Source organism: Limnohabitans sp. TS-CS-82 (genome assembly GCF_002943475.1).
In genome coordinates this window covers 1-16,502 of sequence record NZ_PTQX01000002.1, presented here as the reverse complement: position 1 = coordinate 16,502, position 16,502 = coordinate 1, and the positions used below count along the sequence as shown (strand labels likewise).

Sequence of the window (16,502 nt, the reverse complement as noted above, 5' to 3'; positions counted from 1 at the left end):
TCACTTGAAATACATGTCTTCTACATCGCCTGAGGCTGGGGCAATGCCTTTTTCCAGCAGTTGGCGGTGTTTGTCTAAACGCTTGAGGTCATAGAGGTAGTTGACCATCAAGCCGTGCGATTGTTTGATGCCTTTGGTCGATGGGTCAGCAAACCAATTGATGCGCTCAATGCGAGCGCCATTGCCCAAATGGAAACGCGCCACAGGGTCAAGCACTTGCTCGCCTTGTTTGGCCTGACCCAAATAATGCGTACCTGCACGTGTGAGGAACTGCCGCAATGGCGATTTGACAGACAAGGCTTCTAAGACTTGGGGTTGTTCAATCGCGGCCAACACATGGCTGGCGGTGGGAGGCTCAAAACTGATTTCACGCCCCAAAGCAGACAGCTCTTTCTCATTGAGTTGGCCTAGTAACTCTGCAGCATTTTTTGACAACCAAGGACGCAAGCCTGGAATGGGCGACAAGGTGGCAAACGTTTTGAGCTTAGGAAATTCTTCTTTGAGTGTTTCCACCACACGCTTGATGAGTGAATCGCCAAAGCTCACGCCTTTCAAACCACCTTGTGTGTTGCTGATGGAATAAAAAATCGCCACCGTCGATTTTTGCAAATCCTCTGGCGCAGCTGATTCATCCAGCAGCGGCATGATGTTGTTAGCCATCTCGTTCAACAATGCGACTTCCACAAAAATCAGAGGCTCATTGGGCAAGCTAGGGTGAAAGAAACCGTAACAGCGGCGGTCACTGTCTAGGCGATTTTTCAAATCGGCCCAGCTGCGAATGTCGTGCACAGCTTCGTACTTGATGAGCTTTTCAATCAAGGAAGCAGGCGAGTCCCAGCTGATGCTGCGCAACTCAAGGAATGCCACATCAAACCAAGTTGAGAACAGGTTTTCCAGCTCGGCGTCCAAAGCTTGCAAACGCTTATTGCCTTTGAGGTGAGGCAACAACTCAGCGCGCAAATCCACCAAGAAACGCATGCCGCCCGCAGAAGCCGCAAAGCGTTGCAGCAAGCGTGTACGCGGTGACACCAAGGCACGGCGCAGGCGAATTTCAGCAGGCCCTTCATCCACGGTGCCCAGAGCAGCGTCGTAGTCATCGCGCGCGGCGCGCACCTTGACGGCATCAGGACCGAACTGTTCGCTGATGAGCAGCCACAAATCTTGTCGCTCCGCGGGCTCGGCTTTGGCATACCAATCGGCCAAGGCTTTGGCGCGGCGACCGCCCTCGACTTCGCTGACACGTGGGTCAACCACAGCTTGTAAGAGCGTGAGGGTGCGACGCAAAGTGCGAGGGGACAAGGCCTCTTTCTTTTGGCGCAAGGTGGCATCCAAACGTTCGCGCGTAGAGCGGTCTTCTGGCTTGGAGGCTTCGGCAGCAGCAGGCGCCGAGTTACGTAGCAAATTGAGTTTGCTGCTGAGCCAAGTTGTCGCGTTCATCCAATTCCTCTTTCTCGGTTTAAGCCGTCAACACACTGCGTTGGGTCGAGGCCAGCTCACGCAAGGCCTCACGTTGCTTCAGCAAATGATCACGCATGGCTGCATCAGCCCCTGCGGCATTCCCCGCTTTGAGTGCATCGAAAACCGCCAAGTGTTCTTTCAAACTTTGCTTCAAACGCCCGGGCGCATGCAACTGCTGCAAGCGTGCGAGCTTCAAAATTTTGCGCAAATCAGCAATGGTTTGCGCCAGCCATTTGTTGTTGGCCAATTGAATGATGGCTTCGTGAATGGCGAAGTTGGCTTCGTAGTAATCGTTGATACGCCCTGCCTCAGCGTGCTGTTTGAGGCGTTGGTGCCAAACCTCTAGCGCTTGCACATCAGCGGGCGTGGCGCGTTGTGTGGCATCGAATGCGCAACGGCCTTCGAGCATGGCGATGACGGGAAAGATGTCATCCAAGTCTTGCTCTGTGACTTCATTCACAAAGCAACCGCGGCGGGGTTCGTGTCGCACCAAGCCTTCGGCCGTGAGCACCTTGAGTGCTTCGCGAAGCGGCGTGCGAGAGATGGACCACAGCTCGCACAAGGTCACTTCGTCGATGAAGCTGCCAGGCCGCAACTGACCATCAAAGATGTAGTTGCGCAGCTGTGTAGCCACATCGTCGTGCAAAGAGCTGGGAAGCGCGCGCATAAAGGTAAGGGTGTCTTTCGATGGCTTTGTAATTACGTGTAATTATGAGAGCCAAAACCAAACAAATAAGCCCTGATGCGCAGGGACTTTCCCTCAAGGGGCTAACCCTTAATACAAAAAATTAAGCAGGTATTGGATGGCGAGCAGCGCGCAGCCACAAGGCCAGGCCCACCAACACCATGGGCACGCACAGCCACTGGCCCATGCTCATGCCCAAGGCCAACAAGCCCAGATGCGCATCGGGCTCACGGAAGTATTCAGCCATGAAGCGCAAGCTGCCATAGCCAATCATGAACACACCAGACACTGCGCCAATGGCGCGTGGCTTGCGCGCATAAAGCCACAACACAATGAACAACACAATGCCTTCGCCCAAGAATTGGTAAATCTGCGAAGGATGGCGAGGAATCAGGCTACCACTTTGCGGAAACACCATAGCCCAAGCTAGCGTTGGGTCAGCCGCCCTGCCCCACAACTCGCCATTGATGAAGTTACCCACACGACCTGCTGCCAAGCCAGTTGGAACACAAGGCGCAATGAAATCGGTCACCCACAGCCATGGGCGGTGACGCTGCCATGCAAACACCGCTGTCGCCACAAACACCCCCAACATGCCGCCATGAAAACTCATGCCGCCTTGCCACACAGCAAACACTTCAAGGGGATGCTCAACGTAGTAGCTGGGGTTGTAAAACACGCAGTAACCAATGCGCCCGCCCAAGACCACACCCATGACACCGTAAAACAAAATGTCTTCGACGTCTTGCTTCGACCACGAACCCAACACCACTTGTGCGGCATAGGGTTCGTGCTTCAATCGTAAGTGACCCAAGCCCACAAACAATGCAAACGCAGCCAAGTAAGTCAGGCCGTACCAATGAATGGCGATGGGCCCCAGCGCGATGGCGACGGGGTCAATTTGCGGGTGAATCAGCATGCGTGTTTGCCCTGTGACTTAGTCGAGCAGCGACAAATCGCGCACCGCACCTTTGTCCGCCGAAGTGGCCAACAAGGCATAGGCTTTGAGCGCAGCCGAAATTTTGCGTGGACGTGGCAACACAGGCTTCCAGCCCAGTTTGTCTTGCTCAACGCGGCGCTTGGCCAACTCGTCATCGCTCACCAACACGTTGATGCTGCGGTTAGGAATGTCAATGCGAATGCGGTCGCCGTTCTTGACCAGGCCAATCGTGCCACCTGCTGCTGCTTCGGGCGAGCAGTGGCCAATCGACAAGCCAGAGGTGCCACCCGAGAAGCGACCATCGGTCAACAAAGCGCAGGCCTTGCCCAAACCTTTGGACTTGATGTAGCTGGTGGGGTACAGCATTTCTTGCATGCCAGGACCACCCTTGGGGCCTTCGTAGCGCACCACGACGATGTCACCGGCTTTGACCTGATCGTTCAAGATGTGTTCCACGGCTTCGTCTTGTGACTCGACCACGTGGGCGGGGCCTTCAAACACCAGCAAGCTGTCGTCCACGCCTGCGGTCTTGACCACACAACCATCCAACGCGATGTTGCCGGTCAACACCGCCAAGCCACCTTGTTGGCTGAAGGCGTGATCGACGGCGCGAATGCACCCCTCGACGCGATCGGTATCCAAACTAGGCCAGCGGGTGTTTTGGCTGAAGGCCACTTGTGTGGGGATACCAGCGGGACCAGCCATGTAAAACTTTTTCACAGCGTCACTTGGGTTGCGTGCAATGTCCCATTCGTCGAGCACCTCCTTCATGGTCTTGCCCAGTACGGTGCCCACATCGGTGTGCAGCTTGCCTGCGCGATCCAGCTCGCCCAAGATGCCCATGATGCCGCCTGCGCGGTGCACGTCTTCAATGTGGTACTTGTTGGTGTTGGGTGCGACCTTGCACAACTGAGGCACGATTTTCGACATGCGGTCGATGTCGGCCATGGTGAATTCAATTTCCGCTTCTTGGGCAATCGCCAAAATGTGCAGGATGGTGTTGGTCGAGCCGCCCATGGCGATGTCCAGCGCAATCGCGTTTTCAAACGCTTTGAAGCCCATAGAACGTGGCAACACAGAGGCGTCTTCTTGCTCGTAATAGCGTTTGCACAGCTCCACGATCGTGCGACCAGCTTGCTTGAACAATTGCTCGCGGTCCGCGTGCGTGGCAACCACAGTGCCGTTACCAGGCAAGGCCAAGCCCAAAGCTTCAGCCAAGCAGTTCATGGAGTTGGCGGTGAACATGCCAGAGCATGAACCGCAGGTCGGGCAAGCGGAGCGTTCAACTTCGGCCAAGTCAGCGTCCGACACTTTGTCGTCTGCCGCCATCACCATCGCATCGATCAAGTCGAGCTTTTTAAATTCCATGACTTGCGTTTGCGGATTGGCCAAACGCACCTTGCCCGCTTCCATCGGGCCGCCCGATACAAAGATGACGGGGATGTTCAGACGCATGGCAGCCATCAACATTCCGGGGGTGATCTTGTCACAGTTGGAGATACACACAATGGCGTCTGCGCAATGCGCGTTGACCATGTATTCCACAGAATCCGCAATGATGTCTCGGCTGGGCAACGAATACAACATACCGTCGTGGCCCATGGCAATGCCGTCGTCTACAGCGATGGTGTTGAACTCTTTGGCCACACCGCCTGCTGCTTCAATTTCGCGTGCGACCAGTTGACCCAAGTCTTTCAAATGCACATGGCCTGGCACAAACTGCGTGAACGAGTTGGCAATGGCGATGATGGGCTTTTGGAAATCGTCATCCTTCATGCCTGTGGCGCGCCACAAAGAGCGGGCACCCGCCATGTTGCGGCCAGCGGTGGATGTCTTGGAACGATAAGCAGGCATGTGTGGGCTCCGGTCAGTAAAACAGCTAAAAAGTCTGCAGATTATGGCCCACAGCCAAACAGCCACATGTCTCACAAGTGCATACCGCGGGGCATATGCATAAAAATAAGTACAGCCAACACGCACGCTAAACTGGTCAGGCACTTCACCAACTTTGACGAGGTATTGCCATGCACAAGTTACTCTTAAAACTCGCAACATTTGCCGCCATTGCGTTGTGTACGCCCGCGTGGGCAGACTTGGCCTTGGCCACCTCTAAAAACTGCATGGCCTGCCACGCCACAGACAAAAAACTGGTGGGCCCAGCGTTCAAAGACGTGGCAGCCAAATACGCCAACGACAAAACAGCGGCTGACAAACTCGCCATCAAAATTCAAAAAGGTGGCGCTGGTGCATGGGGCCCCGTGCCCATGCCAGCCAACACCCAAGTGAACGATGCCGACGCCAAAAAACTGGCCGCTTGGGTGCTGACCATCAAGTAAGCCCACGCTGAAAGCATTCCGACAGCGGCTTTGAGTAAACTCAGTCGCTGTTTTTACCTCTGGCCTTTTTCAGGACTTCATCCATGACCACGATCCGCCAAAACGACCTGATTGAATCGGTCGCTGCCGCTCTGCAATACATCAGCTACTACCACCCTGCTGACTTCATTTCGCACTTGGCCAGCGCCTACGAACGCGAGCAGAGCCCTGCAGCCAAAGACGCCATCGCGCAGATCTTAACCAACAGCAAGATGAGCGCCTTGGGCCACCGACCAATTTGCCAAGACACCGGCATCGTGAACGTGTTCTTGAAAATCGGTATGGATGTGCGCTGGGAAGGCTTCACTGGCAGCTTAGAAGACGCCATCAACGAAGGCGTGCGCCGTGGCTACAACCACCCAGACAACATGCTGCGTGCATCTGTGGTCGATGACCCACAGTTCGCCCGCAAAAACACCAAAGACAACACCCCTGCAGTGATCTTCACGCAAATCGTGGCGGGCGATAAGGTGGACGTGACCGTGGCGGCTAAAGGCGGCGGCAGCGAAAACAAATCCAAGATGTATATGCTCAACCCAAGCGACAACGTGGTGGACTGGGTGCTTAAAACTGTACCCACCATGGGCGCAGGCTGGTGCCCTCCTGGCATGCTCGGCATCGGCATTGGCGGCACCGCTGAAAAAGCCGTGCTGATGGCCAAAGAAAGCTTGATGGACGACCTCGATATGTACCAGTTGCTGGAGAAATCCAGCAAGGGCGAGAAGCTCACTCAAGTCGAAGAACTGCGTTTGGAGCTGTACCACAAGGTCAACGCGTTGGGCATTGGCGCACAAGGCTTGGGCGGCTTGACCACCGTGCTTGATGTGAAGATCAAGATGTACCCCACGCACGCGGCCAGCAAGCCGATTGCGATGATCCCCAACTGCGCTGCCACACGCCACGCCCACTTTGTGATGGACGGCTCTGGCCCTGTGTATTTGGAAGCCCCTTCGCTGGATCTGTGGCCCAACGTCAACTGGACACCCGACACAGAAAAAAGCAAACGTGTGGACCTCAATACCCTCACCAAAGAAGAAGTGGCGAGCTGGAAGCCAGGCCAAACCATTTTGCTCAACGGGAAGATGCTCACTGGCCGCGATGCCGCACACAAGCGCATTCAAGACATGCTGGCCAAAGGCGAGAAGTTGCCAGTGGACTTTACCAACCGCGTGATTTACTACGTGGGCCCCGTTGACCCAGTGGGCGACGAAGTGGTGGGCCCTGCAGGCCCCACCACCGCCACACGCATGGACAAGTTCACCGAGATGATGCTGTCGCAAACTGGCTTGATCTCGATGGTGGGCAAAGCTGAACGCGGCCCAACAGCCATTGAAGCGATCAAGAAGCACAAGTCGGCTTACCTCATGGCGGTAGGCGGCGCGGCTTACCTCGTGTCTAAAGCCATCAAGCACGCCAAAGTGGTGGGCTTTGCCGACCTCGGCATGGAAGCCATTTACGAATTCGACGTGGTCGACATGCCCGTGACGGTGGCTGTGGACTCAGGCGGTACCAGCGCACATATCACCGGCCCAGCCGAGTGGGAAAAGCGCATTGCCACGGGTGAGTTCAAAGGCATTGGTATCAAGTCCAACTGAGTTTCATTGCCCTAATGAAAAAAACCGCGCTGAGCGCGGTTTTTTTATGTCTGGAGCATCAGTGCAAGTGGCGAGGCTTGCGCCCACCATGACCGCCACCACCGTGGCCGCCATTGGGGCCTCGCGGTGGACGGCCCAAATCTAGGGAGTTCACGAGGTTGTCGAAACGCTCTGAGAACAGCTTGTCGATTTCGTTGACCACACCGCCCAACTCAGCGCCATCGAAGTGGCGCTCCATCAGGTGAATCACGTCATTGACCAACATGTCGCGTTGCGCTTGCATGATGTCGGCGGGAGTGGGACCTACAAACAGCATCACAAAGTCATCGCGTGAGTCTTGTCCGCGGGTTTCGTCTTCTTCGTCAAAGTCGTTGTCGTAAAACGTGACTTCGATCGGTGCACCAGCCGCTGTGAGCTCGTTCAAGTTCATGCACATCTCATCCACGCTTTGACGGAAGTCATCGTCACCGGACACAGTCCAGCACATTTGCAATGTGCGTTCTTCGGGGTTAAAACGAATGCCTGGCTCTTCAGGGTATGAGCTGGTCGCACCGTCTTCGAGGGATGAGGCGCCTGCGTATTGCCACAAAGGGCGCAAAGCGTCTTGCAATTGTTCTAAGCCGACTTCGGCTTGTAGAGGAACCAGCCCATGCACATGGATTTCATACGCGGCGTTGTAGCGTGCCATGACGAAACTCCTTCCTTGTGCTTATTCAGTGGTGCCCGAGGCCGGAATCGAACCGGCACGCCCCTTACGGAAGCGAGAGATTTTAAGTCTCTTGTGTCTACCAATTTCACCACTCGGGCAGTGTCGTTGTGTAGACAGATTTTACGCCAGCGGCCTCTGAGACTCGGGCAAGTCATGACTGATTTCTGATATTTTTTCGTCTATATTGACGATGTAAATTTTTAAGCGTCGCTTAAAACATCAAAGTACAAGACCTATTAAGGAAACCGCTCATGACACAACGCACTGCACACCATTTCTTGCTGGCTGTCCTGCTTGGCTTGGGACTGAACATGGCTCACGCCGCAGACCCTGTGGTTAAGAAGTCGGATGCAGGCATTTGCCACGACAAAACCAGCCCCTCTTTCGGTAACACCAAGAAATTCACAGGCTTCGCATCGATGGACGAATGCGTCAAAAGCGGTGGTCGCCCTGCTGCAGGTCAAACCGCTGCAGCAGAACCCGTCGTGAAAAAATCTGACTCAGGCATTTGCCACGACCCAAAGAGCCCCAGCTACGAACGCACCAAAAAATTCACAGAATTCAAAACTGTAGATGAATGCGTGAAGAGTGGCGGCACGTTACCTAAGAAGTAAAGCCAGAATAGAAAAAGCCCTCAAATTTTCATCTGAGGGCTTTTAAATATGGAGCGGGAAACGAGGCTCGAACTCGCGACCTCAACCTTGGCAAGGTTGCGCTCTACCAACTGAGCTATTCCCGCATGGAGTGATTAATTCCGAAGCCGTTATTCTAATCGCAAATTCACAGGTTTTCGAGCGAGGCACGAAGAATTTTTCAATAACCAAGCGCCTTAGCAATCTTGTGGCGAGGCACCGTGCTTTTGGGGCACTGGCCTTTGGGTAATTCAAACCATTGCCGCACGTCCTCCTCCAATCCCACGCCATGCATGTAGTTGTAAATGGCCTTCTTCAAACCGCGACCCAAGGTGTCATGATCGGTCCCTGTCGGGTCGATGAAAGCAATGTCGTTTTTGGCAAAGCTCACCTCAGGTAAAGGGACTACTTGCACGCCATAGTCAGCGGGGTTCTTGCCTACAGGTGAATGCACCGTGCAGGCAAAGCGATGGAAGAAACCGCTTTGAATGCAACCGTTCTCAAATAACTGGCGCACGTACTCCAATGCATCGACCGTGTCTTGCAAGGTCTGAGTTGGAAAGCCATACATCAGGTAGGCGTGAACCAAAATACCAGCCTCTGAAAAACCTTTGGTGACTTGCGCCACTTGCTCGACTGACACGCCTTTTTTCATCAAGCTCAAGAGCCTGTCTGAGGCAACCTCTAAGCCCCCCGACATGGCAATGCAACCGCTCTCAGTGAGCAGCTCGGCCAACTCGGGCGTGAAGGTTTTCTCAAACCGAATATTGCCCCACCAAGAAATGTGCACCTTGCGACGCAACAGTTCTTCAGCCAAGGCTTTCAATGCTTTAGGAGGTGCAGCCTCATCAACAAAGTGAAAGCCCGTCTGCCCTGTCTCAGCCACGATTTGTTCAATGCGGTCAACCAGCGTAATGGCTGAGGCGGTTTCGTAACGAGATATGTAGTCCAAGCTCACATCGCAAAAACTGCATTTCTTCCAATAGCAGCCATGCGCCACCGTCAACTTGTTCCAACGGCCATCACTCCACAAACGGTGCATGGGGTTGAGCATGTCGAGCAACGACAAATAGCGGTCTAGCGGCAAACCATCCCATGTAGGTGTGCCCACGTCTTCAAACGGCACATCGGGCTCGGCCCAGTTCATCAGTTGCACCGCGCCTGCATCGTTGCGCACAAAGGTACGCACCAAGCGCTGCACACTGCGTTTGCCTTGCAAATGCTCTAGCAAAGCCAACAAAGGTCTCTCACCTGCGTCTAGGCTGATGAAATCCACATAGTCAAACACGCGGGGTTCGGTGAGCTCACGCAACTCGGTGTTCACAAAGCCTCCGCCCAAACTAATGCGGATCTGCGGATGATGCGTTTTGATGGTCTGCGCCATGCGAAACGCGGCATACACCGCACCTGGAAACGGCACAGACAACAACACCAACTGCGGCTGGTGTTTGGCAATCACCTCTAAGGTCAGCGCTTCTAGCGTGTCATCGACCAAGGTAGGTGCCGCCGCTAAGGCTTGTGCCAATGGCTCAAACGTGGCTTGGCTACCTGCCAGCTGTTCGGCATAGCGCACAAATTCAAAACGGCTGTCGACGGCATCTCGCAGCACATCCGCCAAATCGTTCAAGTACAAAGTGGCCAGATGGCGTGCACGGTCTTGCTGACCTAAAGCACCGAAGGCCCAAGCCAGGGGGTCACCACTGCCCTCGTCGTCATAAGCATCCAGTGCGGCAAAGCGCGGGCCTTCAGGCAAGAAGCCCCGACCTGCGATGCGATGGCTCAAGGTCGAGTCGCGCCCCTGCAAAAACGCAATCGTGGGAGCAACGGTAGATTGGTAACGCTCGAAATAGTCCAAAAAGTAGTTCACACAAGCGGTGCGTTTGGCCTCGGGTTTGGCAAGCGCGCAGCCACGCACCTGGGCTAACCCCTCGGGCGTGAACAAGGCCAGCACCAAAGCTAAAGCCAAATCTTCTTGCACGGCATCCACGCCTTGAGAACGCAAAAAGCCCGTCAAATACGCCGTCGAGGGATAAGGCGTGTTGAGTTGCGTCATCGGGGGGATGAGGCTCAGAACACGAAAAGATGAGGAGGAGGGAGAAGATTCAGACATGGTGAACAATCATTATCGACGCCCCCTTAGATGGGGAGAGTCAGGGGGTCAAATCAAAGCAGATTCTGTAAAAATCACCAAAATCGCTAAATATCTTCGGCTTGATGCCGAAACCAAAAAGCTAACTTTCTTTTTTAAACACAACAAGGACACCACTGTGAGCCACATGACCCCTACTTGCGCCTGCTGCGGACCCCTTCAATTGGCCGGCAATCACTCGCGCCGAGGCTTCTTGGCCGCCAGCGCTGCCACAGTGGCAGGCGGTTTGATAGGCATGACACCCTTTCAAACCCAAGCTGCCAGCGGCAACTACGAAGCCATGTTGGTCAACTGCATTGACCCACGCTTCACCACCCTAAGCTGGCAATACATGGGCCTGCTGCAAGGCATTGGTCGTGAAAAGCTGAGTGACAACTACAGCCAGTTTGTCATCGCTGGCGGCCCCATCGGCGCGGTGCACCCCAAGTTCTCCGCTTGGCACAAAGCCTACTGGGACAACTTGGACATCACCGTGTCTTTGCACCACATCAAGCGCGTGGTCGGCATCACCCACCGCGATTGCGGCGCTGCCAAGCTGGCATTTGGCGAAGACAAAGTGGCCAACAAAGAAATTGAAACCGAATCACACGCTGAAGCCTTGAACGAATTCCGTCGTCAAGTGCAAAAGCGCCATCCCAAGCTGAGCGTCATCACCGGCGTGATGAGCTTGGACGGTCGTGTCGATTTGATTGGCTAAACCGCTAAAGCCTTGGCACCTTGGGCCGATATAAAGGGCTCAAGGTTGCTTAGGTTTATGACCGCTCTCGCCACCAGCCCGAAGTTTTAGGGCGCGTGTGGACTCCAATTCACCGCCGAGAGCGGTCCCCTTTTTATTTACAAGCGACCTCGTGCATGCGGTAGTGCCGAATGTCGTCAAAGTGCAGTGGCGTCTTAATAAACTGCTTGGCAAATTCTGAATTGCTACCTTGAATAAACGCATCTTTCGTCTGATGCGTGATGAACGGCACCTTACCCACCATGTCGCGGTAAAAGATGCGCTCCATCAACTGAATCGATTGCTCTTGGCAGTTGATCTCATAAGTCGATTGCTCAGATGAATAGTTGTACAACGTCACCTTCACCACGGCTTTAGGCGTGTGGAACGGCACTTTGGCGTCCACCGGCATTTGCGTGAACGTGCGCAACACCTTGACCTTGCCTTTGTCTTCTATCGGTGCGTAGTAGTAATCGTTAGATCCATGGCTGTTGTTGGTGAAGAACACCCAACCTGCCCAACCCAATGGAGACCAAGCAATCGCGCAAAGTATGAGTAAATATTTAGGCATAACGTGGCTCAATTTTATTTGCAAACCTATGACAAAGCGTATCTATGTCAACAAGCACTTAAATCATGGAAAATCAACACATGACTGAAGCAACAACACAACGCCCCGCCCTTCCCGATCATTTGTCTATCGACCCACGTAGCCCGCATTATGCGCCTGCGGTGTTTGAATATGAAATTGGCATCCGTTTCAACGACAAAGAACGCTTTGATGTTGAAGAGTATTGCCTGTCTGAAGGTTGGGTCAAAGTCCCCGCCAACAAAACGCTCGACCGCAAAGGCAAACCTCTGCTGATCAAAATCAAAGGCAAAGTCGAAGCCTTCTACAAGTAAGAACACCAAGTATGAGTAAGGCATATTTGATCGGCCAAATCACGGTCACCAACCCGCAAGCTTATGGGGTGTATTCCGCACAAGTACCGCACACCATTGCGGCATTTGGCGGCAAATATTTGGTCCGTGGTGGCCATGCCACTCAATTGGAAGGGCAAGCCCAAGGCGAACGCAACGTGGTGGTGGAGTTTCCGAGCCGTGAAATTGCTGAAGCTTGGTACAACAGCGAAGCCTACCAAGCCATCCTGCAACACCGCCTGAACAACTCCACAGGAGCACTGGCTTTGGTCGATGGTTACGACCTATGAAGCTGACACGAATTCAAAAAATTGGCCTTACCTTTTTTGTTTGCAGCTTACTGCCAGCCTATTGGATTGCCAACTGGCGCTACGAAGCAAACTTAGCCAACCTCACTGAAACGCTGAACAAAGAGCAGGCACTGCACCTCAGCACAGACAAGCTGCTGAGCAATTGCGAAAAGAATGCCGATGGCAAAGCACATCCATACGATGCAACGCATCAAATCTGCAACCAAGGTTCGGACATCCATGCGCGTACGGATCATGCAATGGATTTGTTAACGCAAGAAAAAGCAAACAATGAAACCAAGTGGTACCGCAACTTTGCACTGTCTATCTTGTTCTTTAACCTGCTCGCTGCGGCCCTTTACCGCTTGAATACTTACCTCAACCGAGACGTTGAATAGGTATTCCGTCAAGTTAGCTAAACAAGAAAAAAGCCGTTACTGCAAGCAGTAACGGCTTTTTGTTTGGAGGCGCGACCCAGAGTCGAACTGGGCTAAACGGATTTGCAACGTATATACGTCTAAATTTACCCATATAAATCAATGCGTTATCAATTAATTCCTGAGCCGTGTAATAAAACGTGTAATTGATACTTAGCCTTCATTCCAAACTTTTAAACGAGCTTTGACCAGAGACTGCGGCAATCGGCATCTGGGGTGAGTATGAATTCTGCTCAATCAAACAACTTCTTCTCAGCGGCCACATGTTGCATTACATCCAATAGTGATTCACGTAGCGTGATTAAGTGTGACCCGCAGATGACGACCGCGCTGCTTGATGAATTGACAAATCACTGTCATATTAAGCATGCTGGCAACGATTTTTTACGTTTGATTTAGGGTAATGCTACTGAATGCTACTTCGCAGTTTGCATCATTTGCGGCAACCACAATGAAATTTCAGGTATGTAGGTAATTGCGATCAACGACAGAAACAAGGGGATCAACCACGGCATGATCGCCACCGTGGTTCTCTCGACCGAAAGCTTGGAGATTCGTGCCAACACGAACAGCACCATGCCGAGCGGAGGATGAAGCAATCCGATCATCAGGTTCAGCACCATGATCAAACCAAAATGAATTGGATCAATGCCTAACTTCAAAACGATCGGCAACAAAATTGGGACCAAGATCGTGATGGCCGCAGTCGTATCAATGAAGCATCCGACAACCAGAATCAGCAGGTTCGCCAAGATCAAAAACACCCACTTGGTTTGGGTAAAGCTTAGGATCCAGTCGGCCAGTATTTGCGCTGCTTGGCTGGTCGTGAGTAACCAAGCAAATATTGATGCGGCGGTCACGATGAACAACACACTAGCAGTGGTTTCAACCGTGTCGAAGGTTGCCTTTGCCAAGCTGCTAAGGGTCATCGACCGATAGCGCACCAGACCTAGAAACAGCGCCCAAACAACCGCCGCCATCGCAGCCTCAGTGGGGGTGAACCAGCCCATGGTCATGCCGCCGATCAGAATGACTGGGGCCATCAGCGCCATCACTGCAGAGAATTTGAAATACCAGTCAGCGAACAGCAGTGCGGCCATGGCGCCACCCACAGCAAAGTTGACCGACACACCGACCAATGTCATAAGCCAAATCGACAATGGGAAAAGTAATACGACCAGAATTTCAACCCCAGCGCTGCCCAAATCTTTCCATGAGAACAGAACGTCGCCGCCCCAGTTGTTGCGGCGCGCAATAAAAGCCACGGTCGCCATCATAAATAGCATCATCACCACGCCCGGCAACACGCCAGCGAGAAAGAGCGCGCCGATTGAGACGTTGGCCATCATGCCGTAAATCACGAAAGGCAGCGATGGCGGGAAAATCGGACCGAGCGTGGCTGATGCAGCCGTCACGCCGACTGCAAATTCTGGACTGTACCCGTGATCTTTCATCGCTTTGATTTCAATCGTGCCAAGCCCAGCTGCATCTGCGATGGCGGTGCCAGACATGCCCGAGAAGATCACTGATCCGACAATATTGACCTGCCCGAGACCGCCCTTCATCCATCCAACCAGGGCCACTGCAAATTTGTAAATGCGTCCGGTAATGCCGGCGATATTCATCAGATTACCGGCAAGTATGAAAAACGGCACAGCCAAAAGTGGAAAGCTTTCAACGCCTGCGATCATTCGCTGGGCCACGATGACATCCGGCACAGACCCGGTGATCAAAATGTACAAGAGCGATGCGATCGCCATGGCCATGGCAACTGGCAACCCAATCAACATCAAGCCAAGAAAAGAACCAATAAGTATTGTCATGAGTTATGCCTCTGAACCGTCGTAAGCTTGGGGCTTCTCAAGTGCTGAAAAACCAAGTTTTGCGTTTCTCCAGGTGATCTGCCCTGCGCGGATCACCATCATTGAAAAACCGAATAAGGTCAGCCAATAGATGATGTTTTTAGGCCATCTCAGGGTGGTCATTTGTTCATCACCGACCAGCTCGATGTACTTCCATACGAGATAAGTCAGGTACGCAAGAAACACGAGTCGAATCAGATCCACCAACGTGGCCAATCCGCGAGAAACTGAAACCGGTAGATACCGATACAGCAGATCAACTTGGATATGTCGGTCCTTGCGGATACACGTGGCCGCACCGATAAAGACAAGGGCAATCAGACAGTTGGTGGCCAACTCCTCGGTCCAAGCCAGAGAGTCGTTGAGCGCGTAACGGGTAAAGAACTGGAGAAAGACGAGTACCACCATCATCCAGAACACACCCAGCGTAATCCAGTCGTCAAAACGATAGTCGGACAAATCCGCGGTATGGTGGTCGGCCTCATCAAAGCTGTGGGCTAGCTCTTCGACACTGGCTGCGGCGTGAGGGAGTGTTTGTTCCATACAGGAAACCTTCATAAAAGAATGCGGGCGCGAGTCAGGGACGGTTGACCCGATCCCTGGCTACTTGTTCTCAACAGTGGCGCGTTTATTTGATGTTTTGGATGAGATCCCAGTCGGCCTTGCGATAGCCGAAGTCTTCAAATTTGACACTCTTGAGTACCGACTCGCGGAAATCATTGCGATCTGTGTCAGTCACAGACAAGCCTTTTTTCTTGAAGAAATCAACCATTTGTTTTTCGCGGGCCACGAGGTCGACCGATGCTTTTTCCGACGCCTCCTGTGCGATGTCGGTCATGATCTTTTTCTCGGCATCGGTCAGCTGTTTCCAAAGCTTTCCTGCCACCACGATGTTCAGGTGTTCAACGATATGCCCAGTGAGGATGATGTTTTTCTGAACTTCATAAAACTTCTTTGCTTCGATGGTGGTAAGAGGGTTCTCTTGCGCCTCTACCGTCCCGTTTTGCAATGCAAGGTATACCTCTGCAAAGGGAATTGGCGTCGCATTGGCACCGCAGGCACGTGGCATGGCCAAGTAAACTGGGGTATCGGGCACACGCATTTTCAAGCCCTTCAGGTCGGCGCACTTTGTAATCAGTTTGTTGGCCGTCGTATGGCGCGTGCCGTAATACATGGAGCCGAGTATCTGGTGGCCGGTTTTCTCGGCATAACCCTTATTCAGGTCCTTGTAGACATCGCTCTTAAAAAATTTAAGCAAATGATCCACATCCCGGAAGGTATAGGGATAGTAGGTTACGCCGATTGGGGCATAGCTCTTTGCCGCAAAACCAGCTCCGGTAACGATGATGTCTGTTGAATTGCATCCAAATCTGACCCAGGATTTGCATCGAATATTGACCCACCCGATTTAAGCTTTTTAGAGCTCCTGTTTTGATTTTCTCTGTTTTCCCTCCTTGTTGCTTTGAGTCGAACTGTTCCTGAACCGGTAGCTTTCGTTTCCCGTCTCAACGATGTGGCAGTGATGCGTTAACCGGTCCAACAGTGCTGTCGTCATCTTCGGGTCACCAAATACCGCTGACCACTCCGAGAAGCTCAAGTTCGTCGTGATGATCACGCTGGTGCGCTCGTACAAACGACTCAGCAAATGAAATAGCAACGCCCCACCAGCTTGGCTGAACGGCAAATACCCCAGCTCATCCAAGATCACCAAATCAACCATCCCTAAACGGTTGG

The 16,502-nt window shown here is 53.0% G+C and carries 18 protein-coding genes and 2 tRNA genes; 7 read left to right on the top strand and 13 right to left on the bottom strand.

The annotated features are described in order from the left end of the window. The 4 genes from C5F52_RS04640 to ilvD all read right to left on the bottom strand — a co-directional run bounded on the left by C5F52_RS04640 (position 1) and on the right by ilvD (position 4,937). Positions 1 to 1,437, bottom strand: a complete 1,437-nt coding sequence (locus C5F52_RS04640) for a malonyl-CoA decarboxylase (RefSeq protein ID WP_104797191.1) — start codon at positions 1,435 to 1,437, stop codon at positions 1 to 3. A 19-nt stretch (positions 1,438 to 1,456) separates the two neighbouring features. Further along, the gene (locus C5F52_RS04635) at positions 1,457 to 2,125 is read right to left on the bottom strand and encodes a GntR family transcriptional regulator (RefSeq protein ID WP_104797190.1); all 669 of its coding nucleotides are present in this window, start codon (positions 2,123 to 2,125) and stop codon (positions 1,457 to 1,459) included. A gap of 121 nt (positions 2,126 to 2,246) precedes the next feature. After that, positions 2,247 to 3,062: a prolipoprotein diacylglyceryl transferase gene (lgt, locus tag C5F52_RS04630; RefSeq protein WP_104797189.1), complete on the bottom strand. Its 816-nt coding sequence runs from the start codon at positions 3,060 to 3,062 to the stop codon at positions 2,247 to 2,249. Positions 3,063 to 3,080: 18 nt separating this feature from the next. After that, on the bottom strand, positions 3,081 to 4,937 hold the full coding sequence (gene ilvD / locus C5F52_RS04625) for a dihydroxy-acid dehydratase (protein WP_104797188.1): 1,857 nt from the start codon (positions 4,935 to 4,937) through the stop codon (positions 3,081 to 3,083). Between the two features lie 170 nt (positions 4,938 to 5,107). Here ilvD and C5F52_RS04620 point away from each other — a divergent pair, with 170 nt between their 5' ends. Further along, the gene (locus C5F52_RS04620) at positions 5,108 to 5,419 is read left to right on the top strand and encodes a c-type cytochrome (protein ID WP_104797187.1); all 312 of its coding nucleotides are present in this window, start codon (positions 5,108 to 5,110) and stop codon (positions 5,417 to 5,419) included. A gap of 83 nt (positions 5,420 to 5,502) precedes the next feature. After that, positions 5,503 to 7,053 carry a fumarate hydratase gene (locus C5F52_RS04615; protein ID WP_104797186.1) on the top strand — a complete coding sequence of 517 codons (1,551 nt, stop codon included), beginning with the start codon at positions 5,503 to 5,505 and terminating at the stop codon, positions 7,051 to 7,053. 58 nt (positions 7,054 to 7,111) lie between these two features. On the opposite strand, the gene C5F52_RS04610 is transcribed toward C5F52_RS04615, so the two are convergent. After that, positions 7,112 to 7,741, bottom strand: a complete 630-nt coding sequence (locus C5F52_RS04610; protein ID WP_104797185.1) for a DUF6806 family protein — start codon at positions 7,739 to 7,741, stop codon at positions 7,112 to 7,114. Between the two features lie 29 nt (positions 7,742 to 7,770). Continuing rightward, positions 7,771 to 7,860, bottom strand: a tRNA-Leu gene (locus C5F52_RS04605). A 153-nt stretch (positions 7,861 to 8,013) separates the two neighbouring features. On the opposite strand from C5F52_RS04605, the gene C5F52_RS30005 reads away from it, so the two are divergent. Further along, complete coding sequence (locus C5F52_RS30005; RefSeq protein WP_201746964.1) at positions 8,014 to 8,376, top strand: hypothetical protein; 363 nt, start codon at positions 8,014 to 8,016, stop codon at positions 8,374 to 8,376. Between the two features lie 49 nt (positions 8,377 to 8,425). On the opposite strand, the gene C5F52_RS04595 is transcribed toward C5F52_RS30005, so the two are convergent. Next, positions 8,426 to 8,501, bottom strand: a tRNA-Gly gene (locus C5F52_RS04595). Between the two features lie 74 nt (positions 8,502 to 8,575). Next, positions 8,576 to 10,504, bottom strand: a complete 1,929-nt coding sequence (locus C5F52_RS04590) for a radical SAM protein (protein WP_104797184.1) — start codon at positions 10,502 to 10,504, stop codon at positions 8,576 to 8,578. Positions 10,505 to 10,670: 166 nt separating this feature from the next. On the opposite strand from C5F52_RS04590, the gene C5F52_RS04585 reads away from it, so the two are divergent. Beyond that, positions 10,671 to 11,240, top strand: coding sequence for a twin-arginine translocation signal domain-containing protein (locus C5F52_RS04585; RefSeq protein ID WP_236657772.1), 570 nt, complete (start codon positions 10,671 to 10,673; stop codon positions 11,238 to 11,240). Between the two features lie 133 nt (positions 11,241 to 11,373). Here C5F52_RS04585 and C5F52_RS04580 read toward each other — a convergent pair whose 3' ends face one another. Beyond that, complete coding sequence (locus tag C5F52_RS04580; RefSeq protein ID WP_146100029.1) at positions 11,374 to 11,829, bottom strand: hypothetical protein; 456 nt, start codon at positions 11,827 to 11,829, stop codon at positions 11,374 to 11,376. Positions 11,830 to 11,909: 80 nt separating this feature from the next. Here C5F52_RS04580 and C5F52_RS04575 point away from each other — a divergent pair, with 80 nt between their 5' ends. The 3 genes from C5F52_RS04575 to C5F52_RS04565 are packed head-to-tail and all read left to right on the top strand — an operon-like array spanning position 11,910 to position 12,867. Beyond that, on the top strand, positions 11,910 to 12,161 hold the full coding sequence (locus C5F52_RS04575; RefSeq protein ID WP_104797795.1) for a DUF3297 family protein: 252 nt from the start codon (positions 11,910 to 11,912) through the stop codon (positions 12,159 to 12,161). A gap of 11 nt (positions 12,162 to 12,172) precedes the next feature. Further along, a complete protein-coding gene (locus C5F52_RS04570; protein WP_104797181.1) occupies positions 12,173 to 12,469 on the top strand; it encodes a DUF1330 domain-containing protein in 297 nt (98 codons plus the stop codon). Further along, complete coding sequence (locus C5F52_RS04565) at positions 12,466 to 12,867, top strand: hypothetical protein (RefSeq protein WP_104797180.1); 402 nt, start codon at positions 12,466 to 12,468, stop codon at positions 12,865 to 12,867. The genes C5F52_RS04570 and C5F52_RS04565 overlap by 4 nt, the downstream gene beginning before the upstream one ends. A gap of 455 nt (positions 12,868 to 13,322) precedes the next feature. Here the strand turns inward: C5F52_RS04565 and C5F52_RS04560 are convergent, their stop codons facing one another. The 4 genes from C5F52_RS04560 to C5F52_RS04545 form a co-directional block, all read right to left on the bottom strand. Next, complete coding sequence (locus tag C5F52_RS04560) at positions 13,323 to 14,729, bottom strand: TRAP transporter large permease (RefSeq protein ID WP_104797179.1); 1,407 nt, start codon at positions 14,727 to 14,729, stop codon at positions 13,323 to 13,325. Positions 14,730 to 14,732: 3 nt separating this feature from the next. Next, positions 14,733 to 15,311 (bottom strand): TRAP transporter small permease, encoded by a 579-nt coding sequence (locus C5F52_RS04555; protein WP_236657732.1) that lies wholly within the window; start codon positions 15,309 to 15,311, stop codon positions 14,733 to 14,735. Between the two features lie 85 nt (positions 15,312 to 15,396). Beyond that, positions 15,397 to 16,113 carry a TRAP transporter substrate-binding protein DctP gene (dctP, locus tag C5F52_RS04550; RefSeq protein WP_369951937.1) on the bottom strand — a complete coding sequence of 239 codons (717 nt, stop codon included), beginning with the start codon at positions 16,111 to 16,113 and terminating at the stop codon, positions 15,397 to 15,399. 72 nt (positions 16,114 to 16,185) lie between these two features. Further along, on the bottom strand, positions 16,186 to 16,502 hold a 317-nt coding region (locus tag C5F52_RS04545; RefSeq protein WP_161499645.1), incomplete at its 5' end, for an ATP-binding protein.